16 protein-coding genes are annotated in these 22,951 nt (G+C 72.9%); 8 read left to right on the forward strand and 8 right to left on the reverse strand.

What is annotated here, in order from left to right:
- The first annotated feature begins 28 nt into the window (after positions 1-28).
- Positions 29-928 (forward strand): PHP domain-containing protein, encoded by a 900-nt coding sequence (locus ACIGCK_RS03485; protein ID WP_396663798.1) that lies wholly within the window; start codon positions 29-31, stop codon positions 926-928.
- Positions 929-1,037: 109 nt separating this feature from the next.
- On the opposite strand, the gene ACIGCK_RS03490 is transcribed toward ACIGCK_RS03485, so the two are convergent.
- Positions 1,038-2,498, reverse strand: coding sequence for a DEAD/DEAH box helicase (locus ACIGCK_RS03490; protein ID WP_396663799.1), 1,461 nt, complete (start codon positions 2,496-2,498; stop codon positions 1,038-1,040).
- 190 nt (positions 2,499-2,688) lie between these two features.
- Between ACIGCK_RS03490 and ACIGCK_RS03495 the strand changes: the two genes are divergently transcribed.
- Entirely contained in the window at positions 2,689-3,405 is a 717-nt protein-coding gene (locus tag ACIGCK_RS03495; protein ID WP_396663801.1) for a ferritin-like fold-containing protein, read from the forward strand.
- 30 nt (positions 3,406-3,435) lie between these two features.
- On the opposite strand, the gene ACIGCK_RS03500 is transcribed toward ACIGCK_RS03495, so the two are convergent.
- Complete coding sequence (locus tag ACIGCK_RS03500) at positions 3,436-3,726, reverse strand: hypothetical protein (protein WP_396663803.1); 291 nt, start codon at positions 3,724-3,726, stop codon at positions 3,436-3,438.
- A gap of 1 nt (position 3,727) precedes the next feature.
- Positions 3,728-3,952, reverse strand: a complete 225-nt coding sequence (locus ACIGCK_RS03505; RefSeq protein ID WP_330171395.1) for a DUF3107 domain-containing protein — start codon at positions 3,950-3,952, stop codon at positions 3,728-3,730.
- A gap of 151 nt (positions 3,953-4,103) precedes the next feature.
- Here ACIGCK_RS03505 and ACIGCK_RS03510 point away from each other — a divergent pair, with 151 nt between their 5' ends.
- A complete protein-coding gene (locus tag ACIGCK_RS03510; protein ID WP_396663805.1) occupies positions 4,104-7,277 on the forward strand; it encodes an ATP-dependent helicase in 3,174 nt (1,057 codons plus the stop codon).
- Entirely contained in the window at positions 7,274-10,708 is a 3,435-nt protein-coding gene (locus tag ACIGCK_RS03515) for an ATP-dependent DNA helicase (RefSeq protein ID WP_396663807.1), read from the forward strand. Before ACIGCK_RS03510 ends, ACIGCK_RS03515 begins: the two co-directional genes overlap by 4 nt.
- Here the strand turns inward: ACIGCK_RS03515 and ACIGCK_RS03520 are convergent.
- Complete coding sequence (locus ACIGCK_RS03520) at positions 10,654-12,021, reverse strand: phosphotransferase (RefSeq protein ID WP_396663809.1); 1,368 nt, start codon at positions 12,019-12,021, stop codon at positions 10,654-10,656. The two genes, ACIGCK_RS03515 and ACIGCK_RS03520, sit on opposite strands and share 55 nt — an antisense overlap.
- 63 nt (positions 12,022-12,084) lie before the next feature.
- Here ACIGCK_RS03520 and nudC point away from each other — a divergent pair, with 63 nt between their 5' ends.
- A complete protein-coding gene (gene nudC, locus ACIGCK_RS03525) occupies positions 12,085-12,981 on the forward strand; it encodes an NAD(+) diphosphatase (RefSeq protein WP_396663811.1) in 897 nt (298 codons plus the stop codon).
- Positions 12,978-14,774 carry an ATP-dependent helicase gene (locus tag ACIGCK_RS03530; protein ID WP_330171400.1) on the forward strand — a complete coding sequence of 599 codons (1,797 nt, stop codon included), beginning with the start codon at positions 12,978-12,980 and terminating at the stop codon, positions 14,772-14,774. The genes nudC and ACIGCK_RS03530 overlap by 4 nt, the downstream gene beginning before the upstream one ends.
- A gap of 796 nt (positions 14,775-15,570) precedes the next feature.
- On the opposite strand, the gene ACIGCK_RS03535 is transcribed toward ACIGCK_RS03530, so the two are convergent.
- Entirely contained in the window at positions 15,571-16,935 is a 1,365-nt protein-coding gene (locus ACIGCK_RS03535) for a zinc-dependent metalloprotease (protein WP_330171976.1), read from the reverse strand.
- 191 nt (positions 16,936-17,126) lie between these two features.
- Between ACIGCK_RS03535 and ACIGCK_RS03540 the strand changes: the two genes are divergently transcribed.
- The gene (locus ACIGCK_RS03540; RefSeq protein WP_396663813.1) at positions 17,127-18,245 is read left to right on the forward strand and encodes a PDZ domain-containing protein; all 1,119 of its coding nucleotides are present in this window, start codon (positions 17,127-17,129) and stop codon (positions 18,243-18,245) included.
- A gap of 94 nt (positions 18,246-18,339) precedes the next feature.
- The gene (locus tag ACIGCK_RS03545) at positions 18,340-21,267 is read left to right on the forward strand and encodes a UPF0182 family protein (RefSeq protein WP_396663815.1); all 2,928 of its coding nucleotides are present in this window, start codon (positions 18,340-18,342) and stop codon (positions 21,265-21,267) included.
- Between the two features lie 140 nt (positions 21,268-21,407).
- On the opposite strand, the gene ACIGCK_RS03550 is transcribed toward ACIGCK_RS03545, so the two are convergent.
- The 3 genes from ACIGCK_RS03550 to ACIGCK_RS03560 are packed head-to-tail and all read right to left on the reverse strand — an operon-like array spanning position 21,408 to position 22,950.
- Positions 21,408-22,301 (reverse strand): prenyltransferase, encoded by an 894-nt coding sequence (locus tag ACIGCK_RS03550; protein WP_330171403.1) that lies wholly within the window; start codon positions 22,299-22,301, stop codon positions 21,408-21,410.
- Positions 22,298-22,606, reverse strand: a complete 309-nt coding sequence (locus ACIGCK_RS03555) for a lycopene cyclase domain-containing protein (RefSeq protein ID WP_330171404.1) — start codon at positions 22,604-22,606, stop codon at positions 22,298-22,300. The genes ACIGCK_RS03550 and ACIGCK_RS03555 overlap by 4 nt, the downstream gene beginning before the upstream one ends.
- Positions 22,603-22,950, reverse strand: coding sequence for a lycopene cyclase domain-containing protein (locus tag ACIGCK_RS03560; RefSeq protein ID WP_396663817.1), 348 nt, complete (start codon positions 22,948-22,950; stop codon positions 22,603-22,605). Before ACIGCK_RS03560 ends, ACIGCK_RS03555 begins: the two co-directional genes overlap by 4 nt.
- Position 22,951: the final 1 nt, after the last annotated feature.

Genomic DNA, 22,951 nt, shown 5'->3' on the forward strand with positions numbered 1-22,951 from the left:
GGGAGAAGGACGCGAACGGCGGGGGAGGATGCCGAGCGCGGGCTACGATCGGTGGGTGGTCGGAGGGCATCGGGGTTTCGCAGGTCCGACCGACCTGCACCTGCACTCCGCCCGGTCGGACGGCACCGAGACGCCCGCGGGCGTCGTGCGGGCGGCGTACGACCACGGGCTGCGGACGATGGCGCTGACGGACCACGACACCACGGCGGGCTGGCACGAGGCGGCGCAGGCGGCGGCATCCCTCGGGATGACCTTCGTGCCCGGCATCGAGCTCAGCGCGAAGCACGAATGGCGGAGCGTCCATCTGCTCGCCTACCTCTTCGATCCCGGCGACGAAGGCCTGCGCGCCGAGACGGAGCGCATCCGGACCGACCGCCGCGGACGCGCCGAGCGGATCGTCGACCGCATCGGCCGGGACTTCGATCTCACGTGGGACGACGTGCTCGCCCAGACCTCCGACGGGGCGACGGTGGGGCGCCCGCACATCGCCGATGCGCTCGTCGCACGCGGCCTGGCGGGCGATCGCTCCGAGGCCTTCGCCGGCATCCTGCATCCCCGCGAGGGGTACTACGTGCCGCACTACGCCCCCGATCCGTTCACGGCGGTGCGGCTCGTCGTCGCCGCGGGAGGCGTGCCGGTGATCGCGCACCCGGCTCCATCCGGCCGCGACCGCATGATGCCCGAGCCGGTGATCGAGGAGCTCGTCCGTCTGGGGCTGGCCGGGTTCGAGATCGATCATCGCGAGAACACGCCGGCGGGCAAACGCGAGCTGCACCGGATCGCGGCGGCGCACGACCTCATCGTCACGGGCTCCAGCGATTACCACGGCTCGGGCAAGCCCAACCTGCCGGGTGAGAACACCACGAGCGACGAGATGCTCGCGCGCATCCTCGAGCGCGGCACCGGTTCGGCGCCCACCGGGCCTTGACCGTCCCGGGCGCGGGCGGCGTCAGGGGGCGAGCGCCTTCGCGTCCGTCGACACCGGGATGCCGGAGCGCATCCCGGTCCGCGCCCGCACCCGCCCGCGCGAGGGGAGCTCAGGCGCCGGTAGCGCCCGTCGGACGCCGCCGACGCCGCCGCCGGCGTGCGGGAGCCGGGTGTCCATCGTGGTGCTCGGCACCGCCGCCGTCGTGGGTTCCGCCGCCCTCGGCGCGCTTCTCCTCGGTCTGGACCGTCGCGTCGCCGGGCGCCGCACCGCCCTCGCCGCCGCCCGAGCGTGAGCGCCGGCGACGACGACCCTTCGCGTCGTCGGATGCCGCGGCATCCGAGCCGCGGCCCGAGGGCTGGGTCTTGACCGACTGCGTCTTCGGAGCCGTCACGAGGCGGCCCTTGGTGCCCTCGGGGATGCCGAGGTCGGAGTAGAGGTGGGGGCTCGACGAGTACGTCTCGGTCGGCTCGGGCTGACCGAACTCCAGCGCGCGGTTGATCAACGCCCACTTGTGCAGGTCGTCCCAGTCGACGAACGTGACGGCGATGCCCGTCTTGCCCGCGCGGCCCGTGCGGCCCGCGCGGTGCAGGTAGGTCTTCTCGTCGTCGGGGATCGTGTGGTTGATGACGTGCGTGACGTCGTCGACGTCGATGCCGCGCGCCGCGACGTCTGTGGCGATGAGCACGTCGCGCTTGCCGGCCTTGAACGCGGCCATCGAGCGCTCGCGGGACTCCTGGCTCATGTCGCCGTGCACGGCCGCCGCGTTGAAGCCGCGGTCGCCGAGCTCGTCCACGAGCTTCTGCGCCGCGCGCTTGGTGCGCGTGAAGATGACGCTCTTGCCGCGCCCCTCGGCCTGGAGGATGCGGGCGATGACCTCGTCCTTGTCGAGCGAGTGGGCGCGATAGACCAGGTGGCGGATGTTCGCCTGCGTGAGGCCCTCGTCGGGGTCGTTCGCCCGGATGTGGATGGGGTTCGACATGAACCGGCGCGCGAGCGTGACGATCGGCCCCGGCATCGTGGCGCTGAACAGCTGCGTGTGCCGCACCGCCGGCACCTTCTGGAAGATCTTCTCGATGTCGGGCAGGAAGCCGAGGTCGAGCATCTTGTCGGCCTCGTCGAGCACGACCTCGGTGGCGTTCGAGAGGTCGAGCAGGCGCTGACCCGCGAGGTCGATGAGGCGACCGGGGGTGCCGACGACGATCTGCGCGCCCGCCTTGAGCTGCTCGATCTGGCCCTCGTAGGCCTTTCCGCCGTAGATCGCCACGACGCTCGTCGGGCGGTTCGCGGTCAGCATGTCCATGTCTTCGAACACCTGGACCGCGAGCTCGCGGGTGGGAACGACGATGAGCGCCTTCACGCCCGGGGCGGGGTCGAAGCCCAGCCGCTGGACGACGGGGATGCCGAAGCCGAACGTCTTGCCCGTTCCCGTCTTGGCCTGGCCGATGATGTCCTGGCCCGGAAGGCCGAGGGGGATCGTCTGCTCCTGGATGGGGAACGAGTCGACGATGCCGCGCGCGGCGAGGGCGTCGACGATGTCCTGATCTACTCCGAGATCGGCGAAAGTCGTCACGGTGAGAGTGCCTGTCCGGCAGTGAGATGCTGCCTGTGTGTGCAGCGCCCGGGGGCGCGAGGGGTGGATCCACGCCCTCCACTCATCCGCAGGCGCGGGGCCCCGATCCATCGCCGGGGCTGCTCCAGCCTACCCGAGGCGCGCTGCGGGCCTCACGGGGGCGCCACACCGTGCGCATTAGGCTGGGGCGGTGCTGAAATGGTTCCGGCGCCGGCGCACGCCCGGTCGCGTGCTCACCCTCCGTTCGCGGGGGGAGTCCTCGGACGCGACGCGTGTGGACTTCGCCGAGCTCGCCCCCGACGTGGACACGTTCCTCGGGCAGGCGGCGTACCTGCAGCTCGGATACTTCGAGACGCTCAGCCAGCTCATCACCGCAACGCCCGACCTGGCGGGCAAGGAGTCACTCTCGCGGGCGGCGGGGGCCGCGCTGATCAAGCATCGCGACCTCGTGGCGCTCATCCGCGATCGCGGCGACGACCCCACCACGGTCATGCTGCCCTTCCGCGAGCAGCTCGAGCAGTTCCGGCGCACGACGCGCGGCGAGCGGTCGATGGAGACCCTGCTCAGCGTGCACGTCACGGCGGGCATCCTCGACGACTTCTACCACGCGCTCGCTTCCAGCTACGGCGAGACGGGCCGCCGCGTCTCCCGCATCCTCGAAGCGGACGACGACCGCGGCGCCATCGTCGACATCATCGGCGAGGCGATCGAGGGAGACGGAGAATGGCGATCGATCCTCTCGCTGTGGGGGAGGCGCCTGGTGGGCGACACGCTGCTCGTGGCGCGCGCGGCCCTGTCGACGCAGGACGCGCTCGATCTCGCGGCCGAGAAGCGGGTGGAGCCCGTCTTCACCGAGCTGATGGCCGCGCACTCGCGGCGAATGGATGCCATGGGGCTGAACGCCTGAGCCGCCCGGCCCTCGGGCCGGGCGGAACGATCAGCCGATGCCCAGACGCGCCCGCTCGCGCGCGTCGTGCGCCGAGCGCACGCGGGTGAGCGCCGCGACGAAGGCGACGGTGAGCGACGCCGGGACGGCCAGGCCGATCAGCCAGAGGAGGAGGTCGGCCTCCGAGAGCCCCGCCCAGGTGAGGGCCGTCCACACGACGCCCGCGACGCCGGCGGCGAAGAGCGGCGCGACGGCCGCCCCGCGCAGGTCGCGGCCGGGCATCCCCCAATGCAGCGCGAAGCCGATCGCCGCGGCGACGACGAGGGCGAGGACGATGAACACGTCAGCCGACGAAGCCGACGCGGCGCTGCTCCTCCGTGCCGATCTCGACGTAGGCGAGACCCGCGGAGGGGACGATGTACGAGTTGCCCTTCTCGTCGCTGAAGGAGATGTGCGACGAGCCCGCGTCGAGCGCGCTGATGACCGAGGCGCGCACGGTGTCGGCGGACTCCGCGCTCTGGAAGTTCAGCTCGCGGCCGGTGTTGGCGATGCCGATGCGAATCTCCACGGGTGACTGCCTTTCCTCGGGATGCGCGGCGCCCTCGCGCCGCCACGTCCGAGCCTATGACACCCGTTCGCGCTCGCCGCTCGCCCGCATCACGCTCACGGCGAACGCGGCGGGAGTGGAGATGTCGGATGCGGCGGCTACCGTCTTTTCCGTGCCCGATTCCCTCCCGACCCGCGCCGGCGGACGCATCGACGAGCCCGACGAGCCCGACGAGCTCGACCCGCCCGCCCTCCCCGGTCTGGACGAGCACCAGGAGCGCGTCGTCGGGCTCGAGGCATCCGCGTCGGGCGTCGTCGTCGGCGGCCCCGGAAGCGGCAAGACGGCCGCGCTGATCGCGCGCGTCTCCGCGCTGCTGCGGTCGGATGCCGTGGATCCCGACCAGATCCTCGTGCTCACGCCCACGCGCGCGAGCGCCACCTCCCTGCGCGACCGCCTGCAGGTCGCCGCGGATCGGCCCACGGCCGGTCCGCTTGCGCGGTCGGTGGCCGCCTTCGCCTTCCAGATCGTGCGAGCACAGGCGGTGCACGCGGGCGAGGAGCCGCCCCAGCTGCTGACCGGCGCCGACGAGGACCAGATAATCCAGGATCTCCTGGCCGGCGACGCCGAGGACGCCGCGGACGGCAACGACCGGTGGCCGGCGTGGCTGCCTCCCGATGTGCGCGAGACCCGTGCCTTCCGCACCGAGGTGCGCACCTTCCTCGCCGAGTGCGCCGCGCTCGGGATCGATGACGGCGCCGTCGCGCGCCTGGCCCGCGCGGGTGGCCGCGAGGCGTGGGAGGCGATGGCGTCGTTCCTCGGCGAATACCGCGAGGTGCGTCGGTCGATGCGCGGCGCGCATCGCGACGCGGCGGGTCTCGTGAGGGAGGCGGCCGCGATCACGACGATGGCGGCGTCGCACGATGCTGCGCTGGGTGCCGCGTCGGCCCTGCGTGTCATCCTCGTCGACGACGCGCAGGAGCTCACCGTCGCGGGCGTGCACCTGCTCGAGGCCTGGCGTCGGCGCGGGGTCGCCGTGCTGGCCTTCGGCGATCCCGACGTCGGCTCGGGGGCGTTCCGCGGGGCATCGCCCGCGCACTTCGCCCGTTTGGCGGCATCCCTCGGCTCCGTGCACGTCCTGCACGGCACGCATCGCGGCACCCCGGCGATGATCGCCCTCGCGCGGCGCGTGACGGCGCGCATCGGCACGTCCGGAATCGCCGCGCACCGCGCCGCGCCGGTCCCGCCCGCGGCCGACGACACCTCGGTGCGCGTGCTCACGGCGCGTTCGGCCTCGGAGGAGCTGGATCGCATCGCGCGTCTGCTGCGTGAACGCCACGTCTTCGACGGGGTGCCCTGGCACGACTGCGCCGTCATCTCACACGACTCGGCGCAGGTGCGGGTGCTCGAGGCCGAGCTCGCGGCTCGGGAGGTGCCCACGCGGGCTGCCGGACCCGGCACGCCGCTGGGCAGCCGCTCACCGGTGCGCGACCTCCTGGGGGTCATCGCACTCGCCGCGCGCGAGCCCGCATCGTGGACGGCCGAGGATGTCGAGGGGGTTCTCTCGGGTTCGATCTGCGGGCTCGACCCCATCGGTCTCCGAAGGCTCCGCCTCGCGATGCGCCACGCCGACCTCGCCTCGGGAGGATCGACGCCCCCGCGCGAGCTGCTGCGCTCCGCGCTCGCGAATCCGCTCGAGTTCTCGTTCGTCGACACGCGGGAGGCTCACCGCGCCGCCCGTGCCGCCCACACGCTGCGCCGGGTGCGCGAGGGGCTCGCGCGCCGCGAGACCCCCCACGAGCTGCTCTGGAGCGTGTGGGAGGAGAGCGGTCTCGAGCGCTCCTGGGCCACGGCATCCCGTGGACACGGTCCGTTGGCGGCGCAGGCGGATCGTGACCTCGACGCCGTCGTGGCGCTTTTCGAGGCCGCCAAGAGGTTCGTCGAGCGCACCCCGGACGAGGACGCGATGGTCTTCGTCCGGCACGTGCTCGACTCGGACGTGGCCGAGGATTCCCTCACGGCGCCCACCGTCGCCCCCGCCGTGCGCGTGCTGACGCCCGCGGCCGCGCTCGGCGAGCACTTCGACACCGTCGTGGTGGCGGGGGTCCAGGAGGGTGTGTGGCCCAACACGCGCCTCCGCGGCGGACTGCTCGAGACCTGGCGTCTGGCCGATGCGATCGTCTCCGGCGGCGCGCACGAGCCCGACGTGCTCGACCGTCGCAGAGAGGCGCTGCACGACGAGCTGCGGCTGTTCGTGCGCGCGGTCACGCGGGCGCGGGCGATGCTGGCCGTCTCCGCCGTCGACGACGACGACACCGGTCCCAGCATCCTGTTCGACCTCTTGCCGGCGCCGTCGGTTCCGCCGGCGGTCATTGAGCACCCCCTGTCGCTGCGCGGGCTGGTCGCCCGCCACCGGCGCACGCTCACGAGCGGCCGGGCGGACGATCCCCGCGCCGCCGGCGAGCTCGTGCTGCTGGCGCAGGAGGGCGTCGCCGGCGCTGCGCCCGGTGAATGGTACGGGATGCTGCCGCCGACGTCGACGGCCGCCCTCCGCTCGCCCGACGAGCAGGTGCGCGTGTCGCCCTCGCGGGTGCACACGCTCGAGGAATGCGAGCTGAACTGGGTCATCGCCGAGCTCGGAGGAGAGACCGCCAGCGCCGCGGCGGGGCTGGGGACGATCCTTCATTCGGCGCTGGAGACCGCCGGGGCAACCGACGAGGAGTCCCTGTGGCGCGTCGTCGAGGACCGCTGGGGGGAGCTCGAGTTCGAGGCCCCGTGGCGGGAGCGCGCGGAGCGGCACCGCGCGCGGGATCTCGTGCGACGCCTGCACCGCTACCTCGTCTCCTTCGAGCGAGAGGGAGGACGGCTGCTGGACGCCGAGCCGCACTTCGAGATCCCGCTCACCCCGGGTGACGAGCGCCGGGGCGAGGTCGTGCTGAGCGGTTACATCGACCGCGTCGAGGTCACCGGTGCGGGAGAGGTGGTCATCGTCGACCTGAAGACGGGTAAGAGGGAGCCGCAGACCGACGCGAAGGTGGTCGACAACCCCCAGCTCGCCGCGTACCAGCTGGCTCTCGAGCACGGGCTCATCCCGGGCGTCGACGGACTGCGTCCCGGCGGAGCGAAGCTGCTCGTCCTCGTGCCGACCGCCACGCGCCGGGACTGGGCCGAGCCGCGGCAGGCGCCGCTCGACGACGCCGCCCGCGCCGCGTTCCTGTCGCGCATCGACACGGCCGCCGCGACGATGGCGGGCGCCGCTTTCCGCGCACCCTTCGACGAGCACTGCCGGAAGGACCACTCGTACGGCCTCTGCCGCATCCACACGATCGGCGCGGTGAGCGCGCCGTGACCTCCCCCACGCAGGGTGGGCCGCGGGTGTCGGCTCACGCGATCGCCGCCGCGCTCGGCCAGTTCCCGCCCACCGACGAGCAGGCGGAGGTCATCGAGTCTCCGCTGCGCCCCGCCCTCATCGTGGCGGGTGCGGGCAGCGGCAAGACGGAGACGATGGCCTCGCGGGTCGTCTGGCTCGCGGCCAACGGGCTCGTCCGTCGAGACGAGGTTCTCGGGCTGACCTTCACGCGGAAGGCCGCGGGGGAGCTCGGCGAGCGGATCCGCCGGCGGCTCGAGCGGTTGTCCGAGTTCGAGGAGCGCGGCCTCCTGGCGCGCCTCGGCGCGTTGCACACGGAGGGCGCGCTGGAGGAGTTCGCGCGCATCGAACGCCGCGCGGAGCAGGAGCGCGACGCGGCGTCCCGCGCCGGCCGCGACACCGCGCCGATCGAGCTCCGGGCGCGGGCGGCGCGGACGGCGGCGCTGGATCGTCTCGCGCCGGTCGCCGACCGCGTGGAGGGAGGGGATCTGCTGCAGCGGCCCACCGTCGCGACGTACAACAGCTTCGCCGATCAGATCGTGCGGGAGAACGCGGTGCTGCTCGGGCGCGACGCCGATGCGGCCGTGCTCTCGGAGTCCGCCGCGTGGCTGCTGATGCGCCGCGTCGTGCTCTCGAGCGACGACGAGCGTCTCGAGCACCGCACGGAGGCGATGTCGACGATCATCGACGGCGCGCTTCGCGTCGCGCGCGACGCCGTCGACAATCTCGTCGAGACCGATCGCCTCCGCACGATGGCCGCGGAGTTCGCGGACGTGCTCGAACGCCCGAGCGAAAAGCGTCTGCCCGACGGGGTGTACCGCGACGTGCGGGTCGCTGCGGAGAAGGTGTCGGGGCTCGCGGTGCTCGCCGACCTCGCCGACGCGTATGCGGCCGAGAAAGCGCGACGCGGGGTGCTCGACTTCTCCGATCAGGTCGCGGGGGCGCTGCGCATCGTGCGGGCCCACGCGGCCGTGGGGCACGAGCTGCGGCGCCGCTACCGCGTCGTCCTGCTCGACGAGTATCAGGACACGTCCGTCGTGCAGACGCTGCTGCTGTCCGAGCTCTTCGGCGGCGAGGCGGTCATGGCCGTCGGCGACCCTCATCAGTCGATCTACGGGTGGCGGGGCGCGAGCGCCGGGAACCTCGGCGGCTTCGCGCGCGCCTTCGGTCGCGGGGGATCGACGGGGGAGCACGCCCTCATGACCAGCTGGCGCAACAGCGATGTCGTGCTGCGCGCCGCCAACGCCGTCCTCGCGCCGCTCGCCGCCTCCAGCCCCGTGCCCGTCCGTCCCCTCCGGCCCCGTCCGGGGGTCACGGCGGGGCGCCTGGAGGTCGCCTTCGAGAACGACGTGGACGCCGAGGCGGATGCCGTCGCCGCATGGTTCGAGGCGGTGCGCGCCGAGCGCACCGCGCAGGGGCGCTCCACGCGCGGCGCGATCCTCTTCCGCGGGAAGAAGCACATGCAGCGGTTCGCGGATGCCCTGGCCGCGCGCGGCATCCCGCGTCACATCCTCGGCCTCGGCGGGCTGCTCTCCACGCCCGAGGTGGTGGATGTCGTGAGCGTCCTGCGCGTCGTCGACGACCCGACCGCGGGATCGGCGCTCATCCGCGTCCTCTCCGGCCCGAGGTTCGCGGTGGGGCTCGCCGACCTGCGGCTGCTCGAGAAGCTCGCGCGACGCCTGGCGAGCCACGACCACACGCTCGCGCCGCTCGAGCCGGCCGTCGCGGACGCGGTCCGCGCGGGTGCGGGCGCGGATCAGCCCGGGTCGATCGTCGAGGCGCTCGACTTCGTCGGGCGCGCGCGCGACGACCACGGCTGGCTGCGGGATTTCTCACCCGCGGCGCGCGAACGCCTGCGCGAGGCTGCGGCGATGTTCCGGGGACTCCGCCAGGCCGCGGCTCTGCCGATCCCCGAACTCGTGCGGATGATCGAGCTCGAACTGCGGCTCGACATCGAACTCGCCGCGAACGAGGCCCACGGGCCGGCGCGGATCGCCTCGGCGCAGCTTCGCGCCTTCACCGACGAGGTGCACGCGTTCCTCGCCGCCGATGACCGGGGCACGGTGCGCAGCCTGATCGCCTGGCTCGACCACGCCGAGCAGCTGGACGAGTTCGCGCCGCGCACCGAACCCCCCGAGGACGACGTGGTGCAGCTGCTCACGATCCACGGTTCGAAGGGGCTGGAGTGGGATGCCGTCGCCGTCGCCCGCGTCGTCGAGGGCGAGCTCCCGGTCGCACCCCGCGACACGAAGGCCTGGCTCGGCTTCGGGGTGCTGCCCTACGACTTCCGCGGCGACGCGGAGTGGCTGCCGCGCCTGGCGTGGCGTGCGCACGACGCCCCGACGCAGCAGGCGCTGAACGCCGCGATCGCCGAGTTCGTCGAGGCGGGAAGGACCCGCCAGCGCGACGAGGAACGGCGCCTCGCCTACGTCGCGATCACGAGGGCGCGGGAGCACCTGCTGCTGTCGGGCTCCTCCTGGGCGGGTGGGCAGAAGCCGAGGGAGCCCGCCCCCTACCTGGCGGAGATCGCCGCGGCCCTGGGCGTCGATCATGTGCGGCCCGAGCCGGGCGAGAACCCCTTCGAGGGCGACCGACGCATCATCACGTGGCCGATGGACCCCCTCGGCGAGGCTCCCCGCACGCGTCGCCCGCGCGTGGCGGCGGCGGCGGCGGCGGTCGCGGCGGCGGCGGAACGGCCGCCGATCGAGGCGTCCCGCGACCTCGCGCTCCTCCTCGCAGAGCGTCGCTCCCGCGGAGGGGATGCGCCGGAGCCGCCCGTCAGGGTACCGGCGTCCCGATTCAAGGACTGGGTCGGCGACTACGAAGGGACGCTGCGGCGCATCGCGCGTCCGATGCCCGAGCGCCCCTACCGCCAGACCCGGATCGGCACGCTCTTCCACGCATGGGTGGAGCAGCGTTCGGGTGCGGGCGGACGCGGGCCTTCGTTGGACGACGCCCTGTGGGAGCTCGACGACGACGAGGCCGAGGCCTCCTCGGCCTCTGACGACGATGCTGCGCGGCTCGACGCGCTCAAGGGCGTCTTCGAAGCGTCCGAATGGGGGCCGCTCGCCCCCGTCGAGGTCGAGTCGGAGATCGACTTCGTTCTCCGCGGCACCCGGGGCGCAGCGCACGTCGTGATCTGCAAGCTCGACGCCGTCTACCGGCGCGATGGCCGGTACGAGATCGTCGACTGGAAGACCGGACGCCCGCCCGCATCCGATGCCGAGCGGGAGGAGCGGATGCTGCAGCTCGCGCTGTACCGCCTGGCCTACCACCGGGCGCGCGGCGTCCCCCTCGAGGAGATCGACGTGGCGCTCTACTACATCGCCGACGACCTCGTGATCCGCGGGGAGGGCTCCTACTCGGAGGAGGACCTGGCCCAGCGCTGGAATGCGGCGCGGGAGGCCCGCTGAGCCTCGCGGACCTCGTCGCTGTCATCGTGGCCGGGCGCGGCGGAGCGCTCGCCCGCCGCTGCGCCGTCGGCGCCCGACTCGGCGGCGCCGGGGTCGGAGCGCCAGCCGGCCAGATCGATCGGGTCGATCGGGGCCGTGTCGGCGCCGGCATCCTGTCGCTCGTCCGGCCCGTCGTCGCCCCGCACGGTCGAGGGGCGGGAGAGGCCGGGCGGAGCCTCGGCATCCTCGTGCTCGAGCTCCTTTGCGACGAACAGCGACATCATGCGGGGGTCGTACGCATCGGTCTGCATCGCCGTGGACGGCTCCTCCGGCAGCGCGGCGGCGGGCGTCCCCTCGTCGAGCAGGCGCATCGCCTCGTCCACGCCCGCGGCCGAGGCGGCGTCCAGGCGCGACCTCGACGATCCGAGGCCGTCCACCAGGGCGTCCAGGAGGGCGACGGCATCGTCGACGATGTCGGGGCGCTGCTGCTCGTGACCGTGCAGGAGCCACTTGGCGAACTCGAGTTCGGCATAGAGGCGGGCGCGGGTGCGCAGGTTGGCGTCGGGCGAGCGCGGGCCGGTCTCGGCGTACGCGGTGTACACGTCGTCGATCGCCTCGGGAGCGCCGGCCAGCCAGTGCAGGTCGACGGCGGGGTCCCCGACGCCGAAACGGTGCCACCCGAGCACGCCGACGACGGTCGGTGCGTCGCCGCGGTCCTCGAACAGGAAGGATGCCGCGCCGGTCTCACCGAGGATGACGGTGGACTCGAACCGCCACAGCTCCTCGTCGTCGATCGCCGAGCGCCACCGGGTCGCGAGGGCCGCGTGCAGCCGGCGGGTCGCCGCCGTTCGCTCGATCAGAGTCTCCACGGTGCGGCGGACGTCGGCGGGCGTGCGCAGGGGAAGCCCCTCGGCGCGCACGACGGAGGCGGGCAGCGCGTGCACGGCCGCCAGAGCGGCGCCGATGGATGACGCGGCGCCGGGTCCGGAGGGGATGTGGGGCGGCTCGATCCGGTACCCCGGGAGGAAGTCGGCGACGACGACGCGGTCGTCGCCGAGGGTCGCCTCCCCCCGCACCTCGGGCACGCGGAAGGGCAGCAGGGCGCGGGCGCCCGGCGTCAGCGCGCGCAGCGCGAGCACCTCCGCCGCCAGGTCGCTCGCAGCGGATTCGTCCGTGGGAACGCGCACGACGACGCGCGTGCCGTCGTCGAGCCCGAGCAGTGCCGCATCGTAGCGACCCGACTGCCCGGTCGAGAGCGTCGACGTGGTGACGGCCCCGACGCCCGGCAGGGCGGCGCTCGCCGCCGCGGCTAGAGTGAGGGGGGAGCGTGCCATGTCCCCAGGGTAGGTCGGCGCTCCGCCTCAGGATCTGCGCCACGCCCGCGAAAGAGGTCATCCATGACGCTGCAGCGCGCCGCCGGAGCGGTGCCCGCGCCGCGGGTCCCGCTCTCACGGGTGGCCGAGGAACGCGCCGAGCCGGACGTGATCGCGCGAGCCCTGCGCTCTCCCGGAACGCGGGTCCTCCGATTGCGCGAGGGGAAGGCCGACGTCGGCGCGGGCGACGCTCTCGTGCTGGTGGGCCCCGGCGAGATCGCGCCGGGGGACGCCGTCGCGCTCCTCGGCCGCGGCGAGGACGGCGGGATGATTCTGCTCGCGCTCGAGGAGGGCCACGCTCCCGAGGGCTGGGCCGAGCTGCGGGCCCTGGGCGGGGCGCTCCCCGCCGCAGACACCGCCCTGCTGACCGAGGCGCGCGCCCTGGGCCGCTGGATCTCCGAGTCCCGATACTGTCCGGCGTGCGGCGCGGAGACCGAGCTGCGCCAGGCCGGCTGGGCGCGGCACTGCCCCGGCTGCTCGCGGGAGCACTTCCCCCGCACGGATCCCGCCGTCATCGTCGCCGTCACCGACGGCGAGCGGCTCCTGCTGGGCTCGAACGCGGCGTGGGGGCCGGGACGCTACTCGTGCTTCGCCGGATTCGTCGAGGCGGGGGAGTCGGCCGAGGAGGCGCTGGTACGCGAGATCGAGGAGGAATCCGGCATCCTCGTCAGCGACATCGAGTACGTCGGCTCGCAGGCGTGGCCTTACCCGCGCTCGCTCATGCTCGGCTTCCTCGCCCGGACCGACGACGCCGGGACCGCGCGTCCCGACGGCACCGAGATCGTGGACGTGCGCTGGTTCACCGCCGACCAGATCGGGCTCGCGCTCGCCGGGGAGGGGGAGATCGGCCTGCCCGGACCGGCGTCCATCTCCCGCGGTCTCATCGAGCGCTGGCACGCACGGGCGAGCGCCGACGCATGACCGCCGGCGTGACCGGCCCGGACGGACCCGATCGCGCGCTGTCCGGACTCGACGAACGCCAGCGCGAAGCGGCCGTCGCCCTCCGCGGTCCCGTGCGGGTGCTCGCGGGAGCCGGCACGGGCAAGACCCGCGTCATCACGCACCGCATCGCCCACGGCGTCGACACGGGGGCGTTCTCGCCGCAGCGCGTCATGGCGCTCACCTTCACGACGCGCGCCGCGGGGGAGATGCGAGGGCGCCTGCGGGCTCTCGGTATCGACGGGGTGCAGGCGCGCACCTTCCACTCCGCCGCCCTCGCTCAGGTGAACTACTTCTGGCCCGTCGTCGCGGGCGGCGAGAGCGCGCCGCCGATCGTGCCGAACAAGGTGCGCGTCCTGGCCGATGCGGCGGTCGCCGCCCGCCGCGACCTCGACACGGCCACGCTTCGCGACCTCGCCGCCGACATCGAGTGGCGGAAGGTCGCGATGATCTCCATCGAGGCGTACGCGCGGCTGGGTCGCCCGGGGATCGGCCGCCTGGGCGGCGACGACGTCGTCGAGCTGCACGCCGCGTACGAGCGACTGAAGGACGAGCGCCGTCAGCTCGATTTCGAAGACATCCTGCTCGTCTGCGCGGGGATGATGGAGTCCGAGCCGCGCGTCGCGCGCGCCGTGCACGAGCAGTACCGGCACTTCACCGTCGACGAGTACCAGGATGTCTCGCCCCTCCAGCAGCGACTGCTCGAACTGTGGCTCGGATCGCGCGACGACATCTGCGTCGTCGGCGACGCGAGCCAGACGATCTACTCGTTCGCGGGCGCCGACCCCCGGTTCCTGCTCGAGTTCGAGCGGCGCCATCCCGACGCGACCCTCGTGCGGCTCGAGCGGAACCATCGCTCGAGCGACGACGTGCTCGGCGCCGCCAACACGCTCATGCGCGGGCGTCCGGGCGCTCTCTCGCTCGTGGCGGCGGGCGCCGAAGCGCCGGCGCGGATGGATGCCGAGGGCATCGCCGTCTCGGTGCACCCGACGGACGAGGCCGAGGCGCGCGACGTCGCGCGCTCGATCCGCACCGCGATCGACCGCGGCGCGCGGGCCGACCAGTTCGCCGTGCTCTACCGCCTGCACGCCCAGTCGGCGATGCTGCAGACCGCGCTTGCGGCGGAGGGCGTTCCCACGACGGTGCTGGGAGGGCGCCGGTTCTTCGACCTGCCGGAAGTGCGCGAGGCGGTGATGATGCTGCGCGGTGAGTCGGTGGCGCGCCCCCGGGGCGACCTCGTCGACGCGGTGCGCGACGTGCTGCGCTCGCTCGGACAGTCTCCCGAGCCGCCCGACGCGGCGGGTGCCCTCCGTGACGCGTGGGAGGCGCGCGCGGCGATCGCGCGCCTCGCCGAGGCGGCGCCGCCCGAGACGACGCTCCGTGCCTTCACCGACGACCTGGCGGCACGGGCGAAGGACCAGCACGAGCCGGAACGGCAGACGGTCACGCTCGCGACGCTCCACGCCGCGAAGGGCCTGGAATGGGACCACGTGCGCATCGTCGGCCTCGCCGAGGGCCTGTTGCCGATCTCCTACGCGAGGGGTATCGAACAGGCGGATGAGGAGCGCCGCCTGCTGTACGTCGGGCTCACGCGGGCACGGCGAACCGCTTCACTGTCGTGGTCGCTCCGGGGAGAGCGCGGGGAACGGGAGCCGTCGCGGTTCCTGGCAGAGCTCGGCACCCGCACTGCGCGTGCGGCGGGTGCACCCGGGTCTGCGTCGTCCCGTCCCTCCGCAGCTCGCTCGCACGCGCGGGGCCCCCGCCCGCCGCGCTGATCAGGCGCACCGTCTCGGCGGCGGCCTCGTGCGCGAGATCGGCGGGCACCGGCACGGGCGGAGCGTCGAGCAGCTGGGCGGCCAGCGCGGGCCAGTCCTCGTCGGCGTCGCGCCGCGCGAGATCGAGGCACGTTCCGCACGGAGTGACGCCGGGAACGATGAGCGGACCCACCGTCACACCCGTCCCCGTGGCGACGACGGGGAGATGCGTGCGGTCCGCGGCGAGGTGCGCTCGGGCGGTGCCGGGGTCGAGGACGTGATCGGCGAGCAGCACGACCGCATCGCACGCTGAAGACGGGGGATAGGGGGCGTCGTCGCCGTCGCGCCGTCGCTCCCACACGCCGACGCGCGCGCCCGTGCCCTCCAGGGCCGTGATGACGGCGCGGGCCAGCACGCCCCGCGCCGCGCCTCGGGGCGTCTCGACGAAGAGGCGCGGGATGACGGCGGCCCGCTCGGTGTCGGAGCGGAGCACGGCCCGACCCAGCCGGTCGAGGAACGCGCGCACCTCGCGCGAGTGGATGCGGGACAGGTCGGCCCAGACGTCGAGCCCCGACTCAGGGAACCCCCGCTGGAGTTCGCGCAGCAGCCGTCCCTGCCAGGGCTCGACATCCTGCAGGACGGCGTGCGCGTGGGCTCCGAACTGCAGGGTCGTGGCGTCGCGCCAGAGCGGGACGAGGGCGGGGTCCAGGCGAAGCATCACCGTCATCCCGCGATTGTGGCGGGGGATGCGCCGCCGAATCCCGCTATCCACACCGACCCCAAAGCCGGGAGCGGCGCGACGAGGTGTGGAGGAGGATCAGCGACCGGGCGTCGGCTCCCCGCCGGGCCCGTCGTCGTCCGCGCCCGCCGCGTCCGCGTCGTCGCCGGTCGCCGCGTCGTCCGCCGGATCCGACGGCTCCTCGCCCGCGAGGATGCGGGCGATCGCGTCGTCCACCTCGTCGGCCGCGTCGGCGGCGACGCCGCCCTCGCGGGATCGGATCCGCGCCACGAGCGCGTCGGGGTCGTCGATGTCGGACGCGCCGGGCATGAAGTCCGGGTAGTCCCAGAGCGCGTCGCGCGAGGCGACGCCCACGGCATCCGTCACGACGCGCCACATCATCGCGGCCTCCCGCAGCCGGCGCGGACGAAGCTCGAGCCCCACGAGCGAGGCGAGCGCCTGCTCGGCGGGCCCGCCGGCCGCGCGGCGGCGCCGCACGGTCTCGGCGATCGCGTCGGCGCGGGGCAGGCGCGCCGTGGCATCCGCCGTCACGACATCGACCCAGCCCTCGATGACGGCGAGCAGGTTCTCCAGCCGTGAGAGCGCCTCTCGCTGAGCCTCGGTGTGCTGCGGGAGCAGGGCACCGCTCTCGAGCGCCTGGCGCAGCTCCTCGGGACGCTGCGGGTCGAAGCGGCCCGCCAGATCCTCCAGGGCATCGGTGTCGATGTCGATCCCGCGCGCGAACTCGGTCACCTGGCTGATGACGTGCAGACGCAGCCACTTCGCGTGCCGGAAGAGGCGCGCATGGGCGAGCTCCCGCACCGCGACGGCGATCGCCAACTGGTCCTCGCCGATGTCGAGCCCGCTGCCGAAGTCGGCGAAGTTCTGCGGCAGGATCGCGGCGTCACCGGCCGGCATCACGGGGATGCCGACATCGCCGCCCGAGATGACCTCGGTCGAGAGACGGCCGACGACCTGGCCCAGCTGCGTCGCGAAGAGCGATCCGCCCACCTGGCGCATGAGCTTGCCGGCGCCCTGCAGCATCGCGCGCATCTCCTCCGGCGCCTGCTCTTCGAGCGTGCGGGTGAGTGCGTCGGCGATGCTCGTCGCAACGGGCTCGGAGAGCTCCCGCCACACGGGCATGCTCGCACGCACCCACTCGGCGCGCGTCATCACCTGCGGCGAGCGGGCGAGGCCGGAGATCGTCGTGGCCTCGCCCAGCCACAGCTCGGCGAGACCGAGGGCCGTGTCGAGTTCGACGCGCTGGCCGTCGGTCACGCTCAGGCCGCCGGCCTCCGACAGCTGCATCGCCTGTCGCTCCGCAAGCTCCCACGGGATGCCGTCGGCTCCGGACTCGAACATGCCGCGCATCTGCTGCATCGCCTGCGCCATCATGGCCGGGTCCACGCGCATGCCGGTCAGCCGCTCGATCTCGTCGGGGTCGATCTGGCCGCCGCCCATCATGCGCCGCAGGATCTCGGAGAAATCCTCGGGTCCGGGCTCGTCAGGATCCACTTCAGCCGCCTCCCAGCGTGTCTGCCAACGGTGGTTCTACGCTAGTCGCAGCACCCCGCGCCCTGGCGGCCGGGCTCCTCCTCAGCGTACGCCGACCGCGAACGCCCCATCCCGCCTGGACGGCGAAGAAAGGTTGTGCCGTGGCGCTGTTCGACGAGAACGTCACCGTCGCGCCCGCCCGGCGACCGCCCCTCCGTCGCGGCGTCCGCGCCGGATACACGGCCCTCGCGGTGGCCCTCGTGATCCTGGCGACGCTGTCGTTCCTGCCCACCGGCTACGTCATCCAGCAGCCCGGACCGGTCTACAACACCCTGGGGGTGACGACCGGCGCCGACGGCGAGGAGATCCCCCTCATCCAGGTGGAGGGCGCGGAGACCTTCGAGACGACGGGCGCCCTCCATCTGACGACGGTGCAGGTGGTGGGCAACCGCGAGCGCACGCCCTCCTGGCTCGAGCTCGTGGGTGCGTGGTTCGACTCCTCCCGCGCGGTCGTTCCCCTCGACTCCGTCTTCCCGGCGGGCCAGAGCACGCAGCAGCGCAGCGAGCAGAACGCGGCGCTGATGGTGGATTCGCAGCAGGAGGCCACGGCGGCCGCCCTCTCGCAGCTCGGGTTCGACATCGATTCGCGGGTGCAGGTGTACTCCGTGCCGGAGGGGTCTCCCGCCGAGGGCATCCTGGAGCCCGACGACGTGCTCCTCGCCGCGGACGGCGAGCCGCTGGTCGACGTGGACGAGCTGCGCGAGGCCATCCAGCGCGCCGAGGGCGAGCCCGTCTCCCTCACCGTGGACCGGGGCGGCGAGCGGCGCGAGGTCGAGGTCACGCCGACCTACAGCGATGCGGACCAGACCTGGCAGATCGGCGTGACGATCATCTCGGACTACGACTTCCCGATCGACGTCACGATCCAGCTCGACAACGTCGGCGGCCCGAGCGCCGGCATGATGTTCGCGCTCGGCATCATCGACACCCTCACGCCCGACGATCTGACCGGCGGCGAGGCCGTCGCGGGCACCGGCACGATCACGGCCGACGGCGATGTGGGGCCGATCGGCGGCATCCGTCAGAAGCTCCACGGCGCGCGGGATGCCGGGGCCGACGTCTTCCTCGCCCCGATCGAGAACTGCGACGAGGTCGTGGGGCACGTGCCGTCGGGGCTGCGGGTCTTCGCCGTCGACACCCTCGACGACTCCCTCGCGGCCCTCGACGCCCTGCGGGAGGGCGGGGACCACGACGCCCTGCCCTCGTGCGAGACGCCCTGAGGCCCGCTCCCGGCGGCCCCACCGCGCGCGCCGCCGTCCCGGTTCCTCGCGGCACGCTCGTGGCTCGCGTACAGACCGGCGCGCCTAGGATGGAATGGTGACCACGACTTCTGCGCCGAAGCCGGCGGCCCCTCGCACCTCCCGACGCGTCGTGGCGATATCGCTCGCGATCGTCGCCGCCCTGCTCATCGGGTTCTTCCTTTTCGCGTCGCTGTACTCGGATTGGCTCTGGTACCGCCAGCTCGGTTTCGACTCGGTGCTGGTGACGCAGTGGATCGCCGGCGCGTCCATGTTCCTCATCGGGTTCTTCGCGATGGCGGTCCCCGTCTGGCTGACCATCCAGCTCGCCTACCGTCTGAGGCCCGTCTACGCCCGGCTGTCGAGCCAGTTGGACCGCTACCAGGAGGTCGTCGAGCCCCTCCGACGCCTCGCCATGTGGGGCATCCCGGTCTTCTTCGGCTTCTTCGCCGGCTTCACCGCCTCCACCCAGTGGGAGACCGCGTGGCTGTGGGTCAACGGCGTGACGACCGACATGGCCGACCCGGAGTTCGGCCTCGACACCGGCTTCTACCTGTTCGCGATGCCCTTCTACAGCGCCCTGCTCGGCTTCGTCTCGGCGGTCCTGCTGATCTGCCTCCTGCTCACCGGCGTCGTGTCGTACCTCTACGGCTCGGTGCGCGCGGGTGCGCGCGACGGCGGTCGCTGGGAGCTGCGCATCTCGAAGGCCGCGCGCATCCAGCTCGCCGTGCTCGCGGGCGTGTATCTCCTGGTCCAGGCCGCCAGCCTCTGGCTCGACCGCTACAAGACGCTCACCGAGACGGGCGACCTCATCACCGGCCCCGGGTACACGGGCGTCAACGCCGTCATCCCCGGGCAGGCCATCCTCGCCGGCATCGCCGCCCTCGTGGCGCTGCTGTTCTTCGTGACGGCGGTCATCGGCCGGTGGCGGTTCCCCCTCATCGGGACGGCGCTCCTCGTCGTCTCGGCGATCGTCGTCGGAGTGGGCTACCCGTGGGTCGTCGACCGCTTCCAGGTCGCGCCGAACCAGTTCACCCTCGAGAGCCAGTACATCGAGCGCAACCTCGAGATGACCAAGAACGCCTACGGCATCGACGGCCTCGAGAAGACCGAGACCACGGCCGTCACCGACGCCACGCCGGGCGCCCTGCGTGCGGACGCGGAGACCACGGCATCCATCCGCATCATGGACCCGGCGATCATCGGCCCCACGGTGCGCCAGCTCGAGCAGTTCCGCGCCTACTACCAGTTCACCGAGGTGCTCGACGTCGACCGGTACGAGATCGACGGCCAGTCCCAGGACACCGTGGTCTCGGTGCGCGAGCTCGACCTCGAGGCGCTCGGCGACGCGGCGACGTGGCAGAACCGCACCGTCGTCTACACCCACGGCTACGGCCTGGTCGTCGCGGCGGGCAACCAGCGCACGACCGACGGGAACCCCGTCTTCCTCGAGCAGGGGATCCCCACCACGGGCTTCCTGAGCGAGAACCCCGACTTCCAGCCCCGGGTGTACTTCGGCGAGAACTCGCCGCTGTACTCGATCGTGGGCGCCCCCGAGGGCTCCGAGCCGGTCGAGCTCGACTACCCGCGCGGGGAGGAGGGCGCGAACGAGACCAAGACGACCTTCACGGGCGACGGCGGGCCGAAGATCGGCAACCTCTTCCACCAGCTGATCTACGCGATGAAGTTCCAGTCGACCGACATCCTGCTCTCGGACTACGTCAACCCCGACTCGCAGATCCTCTACGACCGCGACCCGTACACCCGGGTGTCCAAGGTCGCCCCGTACCTGGACCTCGACGCCGATCCGTATCCGACGGTCGTCGACGGCCGGATCGTCTGGGTCCTCGACGGATACACGACGGCCTCGACGTTCCCGTATTCGCGCACCGTCAGCCTCTCGCAGGCGATCGCGGATTCCGCGAACCCGTCGCCGACGTTCGCGATCGACGACATCAACTACATCCGCAACTCGGTCAAGGCCACCGTGGACGCGTACGACGGGTCCGTCACGCTCTACGCGTGGGACCCCGAGGACCCGGTGCTCCAGGCGTGGCAGAACATCTACCCGGCGACGATCGAGCCGATCAGCGAGATGTCGGGCGAGCTCATGAGCCACGTCCGCTATCCCACCGACCTGTTCAAGGTGCAGCGGGCGATGCTCGGCCAGTACCACGTCGACGACGCGCGCTCGTTCTACCAGCGCGACAACGCATGGGCCACGCCGAACGACCCGCAGGACTCCTCGCGCCTGCAGCCGCCGTACTACCTCTCCATGCAGATGCCGGGACAGGAGGAGCCGACCTTCTCGATGTTCACGACCTTCATCCCGCCGGGAACCGGAACGGCCTCGCGCAACATCCTCACCGGCTATCTCGCCGTGGACTCCGACGCCGGCGGCGACGCGGGGACGGTCGCGGAGGACTATGGGAAGCTGCGGATGCTCGAGATCAGCGCCGACACGACGGTGCCGGGTCCCGGCCAGGTGCAGAACACCTTCGACGCCGATCCGGTGATCTCCGGCCAGATCAACCTGCTGCGTCAAGGACAGTCGGAGGTGCTCAACGGCAACCTGCTCACGCTCCCGGTGGGAGGCGGCTTCCTGTACGTCCAGCCGGTCTTCGTGCAGTCCTCGGGCGGCACGCAGCTGCCCACGCTGCAGAAGGTGCTCGTCGCGTTCGGTGACGAGATCGCCTTCGAGGACACCCTCGACGAGGCCCTCAACACCCTCTTCGGCGGCGACTCGGGCGCCGACGCCGGCGACGGCGAGGTCGAGCCGACGCCCGGGGAGACCGCGGCGCCCGGCGACGGGGACGCGGGCGACGGCGGCACCGGCGGCGGCACCGTCAATGTCGAGATCGACGCGCTCCTGCAGGAGGCCAATGCGGCGATGATGCAGCGCCAGGCGGCGCTGCAGGCGGGCGACTGGACCGCGTACGGCGAGGCCGATGCCCGCCTGACCGCGGCGCTCGAGCGCCTGATCGCGCTGACCGACTCGCAGTAGGGCGCGGCGCCCGCGGCATCCGGGCAGGTTTCGCGCCGTGGGGCAGGGAAGAACCCGCCCCACGGTGCAGGACCTGCCCCGTTTCCGCGTGCGGATGCCGCGGCTCGACCGGCGGCGGCAGGCATCGCGGATGCCGCGGCTCACGCCGTGAGGATCCACCACCAGATCAGCAGGAGCGTCACCCCGAAGCCGGCGAGCTGATTGAGCCACAGGAAGGCCCGCCACCCGCGCGTCGCGGCGTCCGCCGACGCATCGGGGATGCTGCGGTAGGGCCAGACCGCGACGAGATAGGGCACGACGAGCAGCCCCGCGAGCGGACCGGGCCACGTCGCGGCCAGCATGACGAGGCCGGCGGCGGCGTAGCAGACGAGGGCGAACCGGACCGTCCACGCGGCGCCGCGTGCGGTCGCGATCGAGGCGATCCCCGCCTCGCGGTCGGCGACGACGTCCTGCACGGCGCCGAAGGCGTGCGAGGCGACGCCCCACAGCGCGAACGCCGCGACGATCGCGACCAGCTGGGGCGTCCAGGCGGCGCCGGCGAGCACCAGGCCGTACACCGCGGGGGAGAAGAAGTGGATGCTGCTCGTGATCGAATCGGCGAAGGGCCGCTCCTTCAGCCGCAGCGGCGGCGCGGAGTAGAAGACGACGAAGAACAGGCTGGCCGCCAGCACGATCCACGACGCCGGCGGGCCGACGACCGTGAGGAAGACGACGAACGGCGCGCAGGTCAGTCCCGCCGCCCACAGCGTGATGCGGTGCATCCGCCGGTCGAGCACGGCGCCGTGGGCGCCGCCCTTGCGCGGATTGCGCAGGTCCGATTCGTAGTCGAAGACGTCGTTGATGCCGTACATCGCGAGGTTGTAGGGCACGAGGAAGAACAGGAATCCGACGACGAGGACGAGATCGATCTCGCGCACCGTGAGCAGGTAGGCGGCCGCGAAGGGGTACGCCGTGTTGATCCACGACACGGGGCGGGAGGAGACGACGAGCTCCCGCAGGATCCGTCCCGCGGTCAGGGGAGCGGGGGGTGTCACGGGGCCTCCTCGCGGCCGGAGAGCAGCGTCCACACGGCGGGCACGAGGAATGCCGCCGCGAGCGGGTAGGAGAAGTCCTCGAGGGGGGCGAGCCCGATCCGGAGGCCGCTGAGATGCTCGGCGGGGTAGGTGAAGAGGCCGACGGCGATCATGACGTTGTCGAACACGGCGGTCAGGGCCAGCAGGAGGACGGCGGCGATCGCGGAGGCTCCCATGCGCCGGCCGAAGTGCGGCCGACGGATCGTCGCGAGCGTCACCGCTGCCGCGACGAGGAGGAACGGCAGGACGATGAGCGGATAGGTCACGGGCCCTCCCCGCCCCGCCCCCGGCGGCGTCGCGAGCCCTCCTGCACGCGCCGGCCCGCCGCCCACGCGACCAGGGCCAGATAGCAGAGGAAGGCGAGGAAGAAGACCTCCTCCAGCGGAAGCTCCGGCGCGATCGTCACGCCTGCGTAGAGGGGGCTGTCGCCCTTGACGAAGACGCCGGTGAGGATGCCCACGGCATCCCAGGCGAGGAAGAACGCCACGCCGATGCCCGTGACGGCCAGGGCCCGCCGGGGCGCGCGCCGGACGACGAGCCCGGCGCGCAGATCGATCAGCAGGATGCCGACGAAGGAGACGAGGATCGCGAGCAGATACCCTCCCGGCACG

The sequence above is a fragment of the Microbacterium sp. NPDC078428 genome (assembly GCF_044542535.1).
Classification (GTDB): Bacteria; Actinomycetota; Actinomycetes; order Actinomycetales; family Microbacteriaceae; genus Microbacterium; species Microbacterium limosum.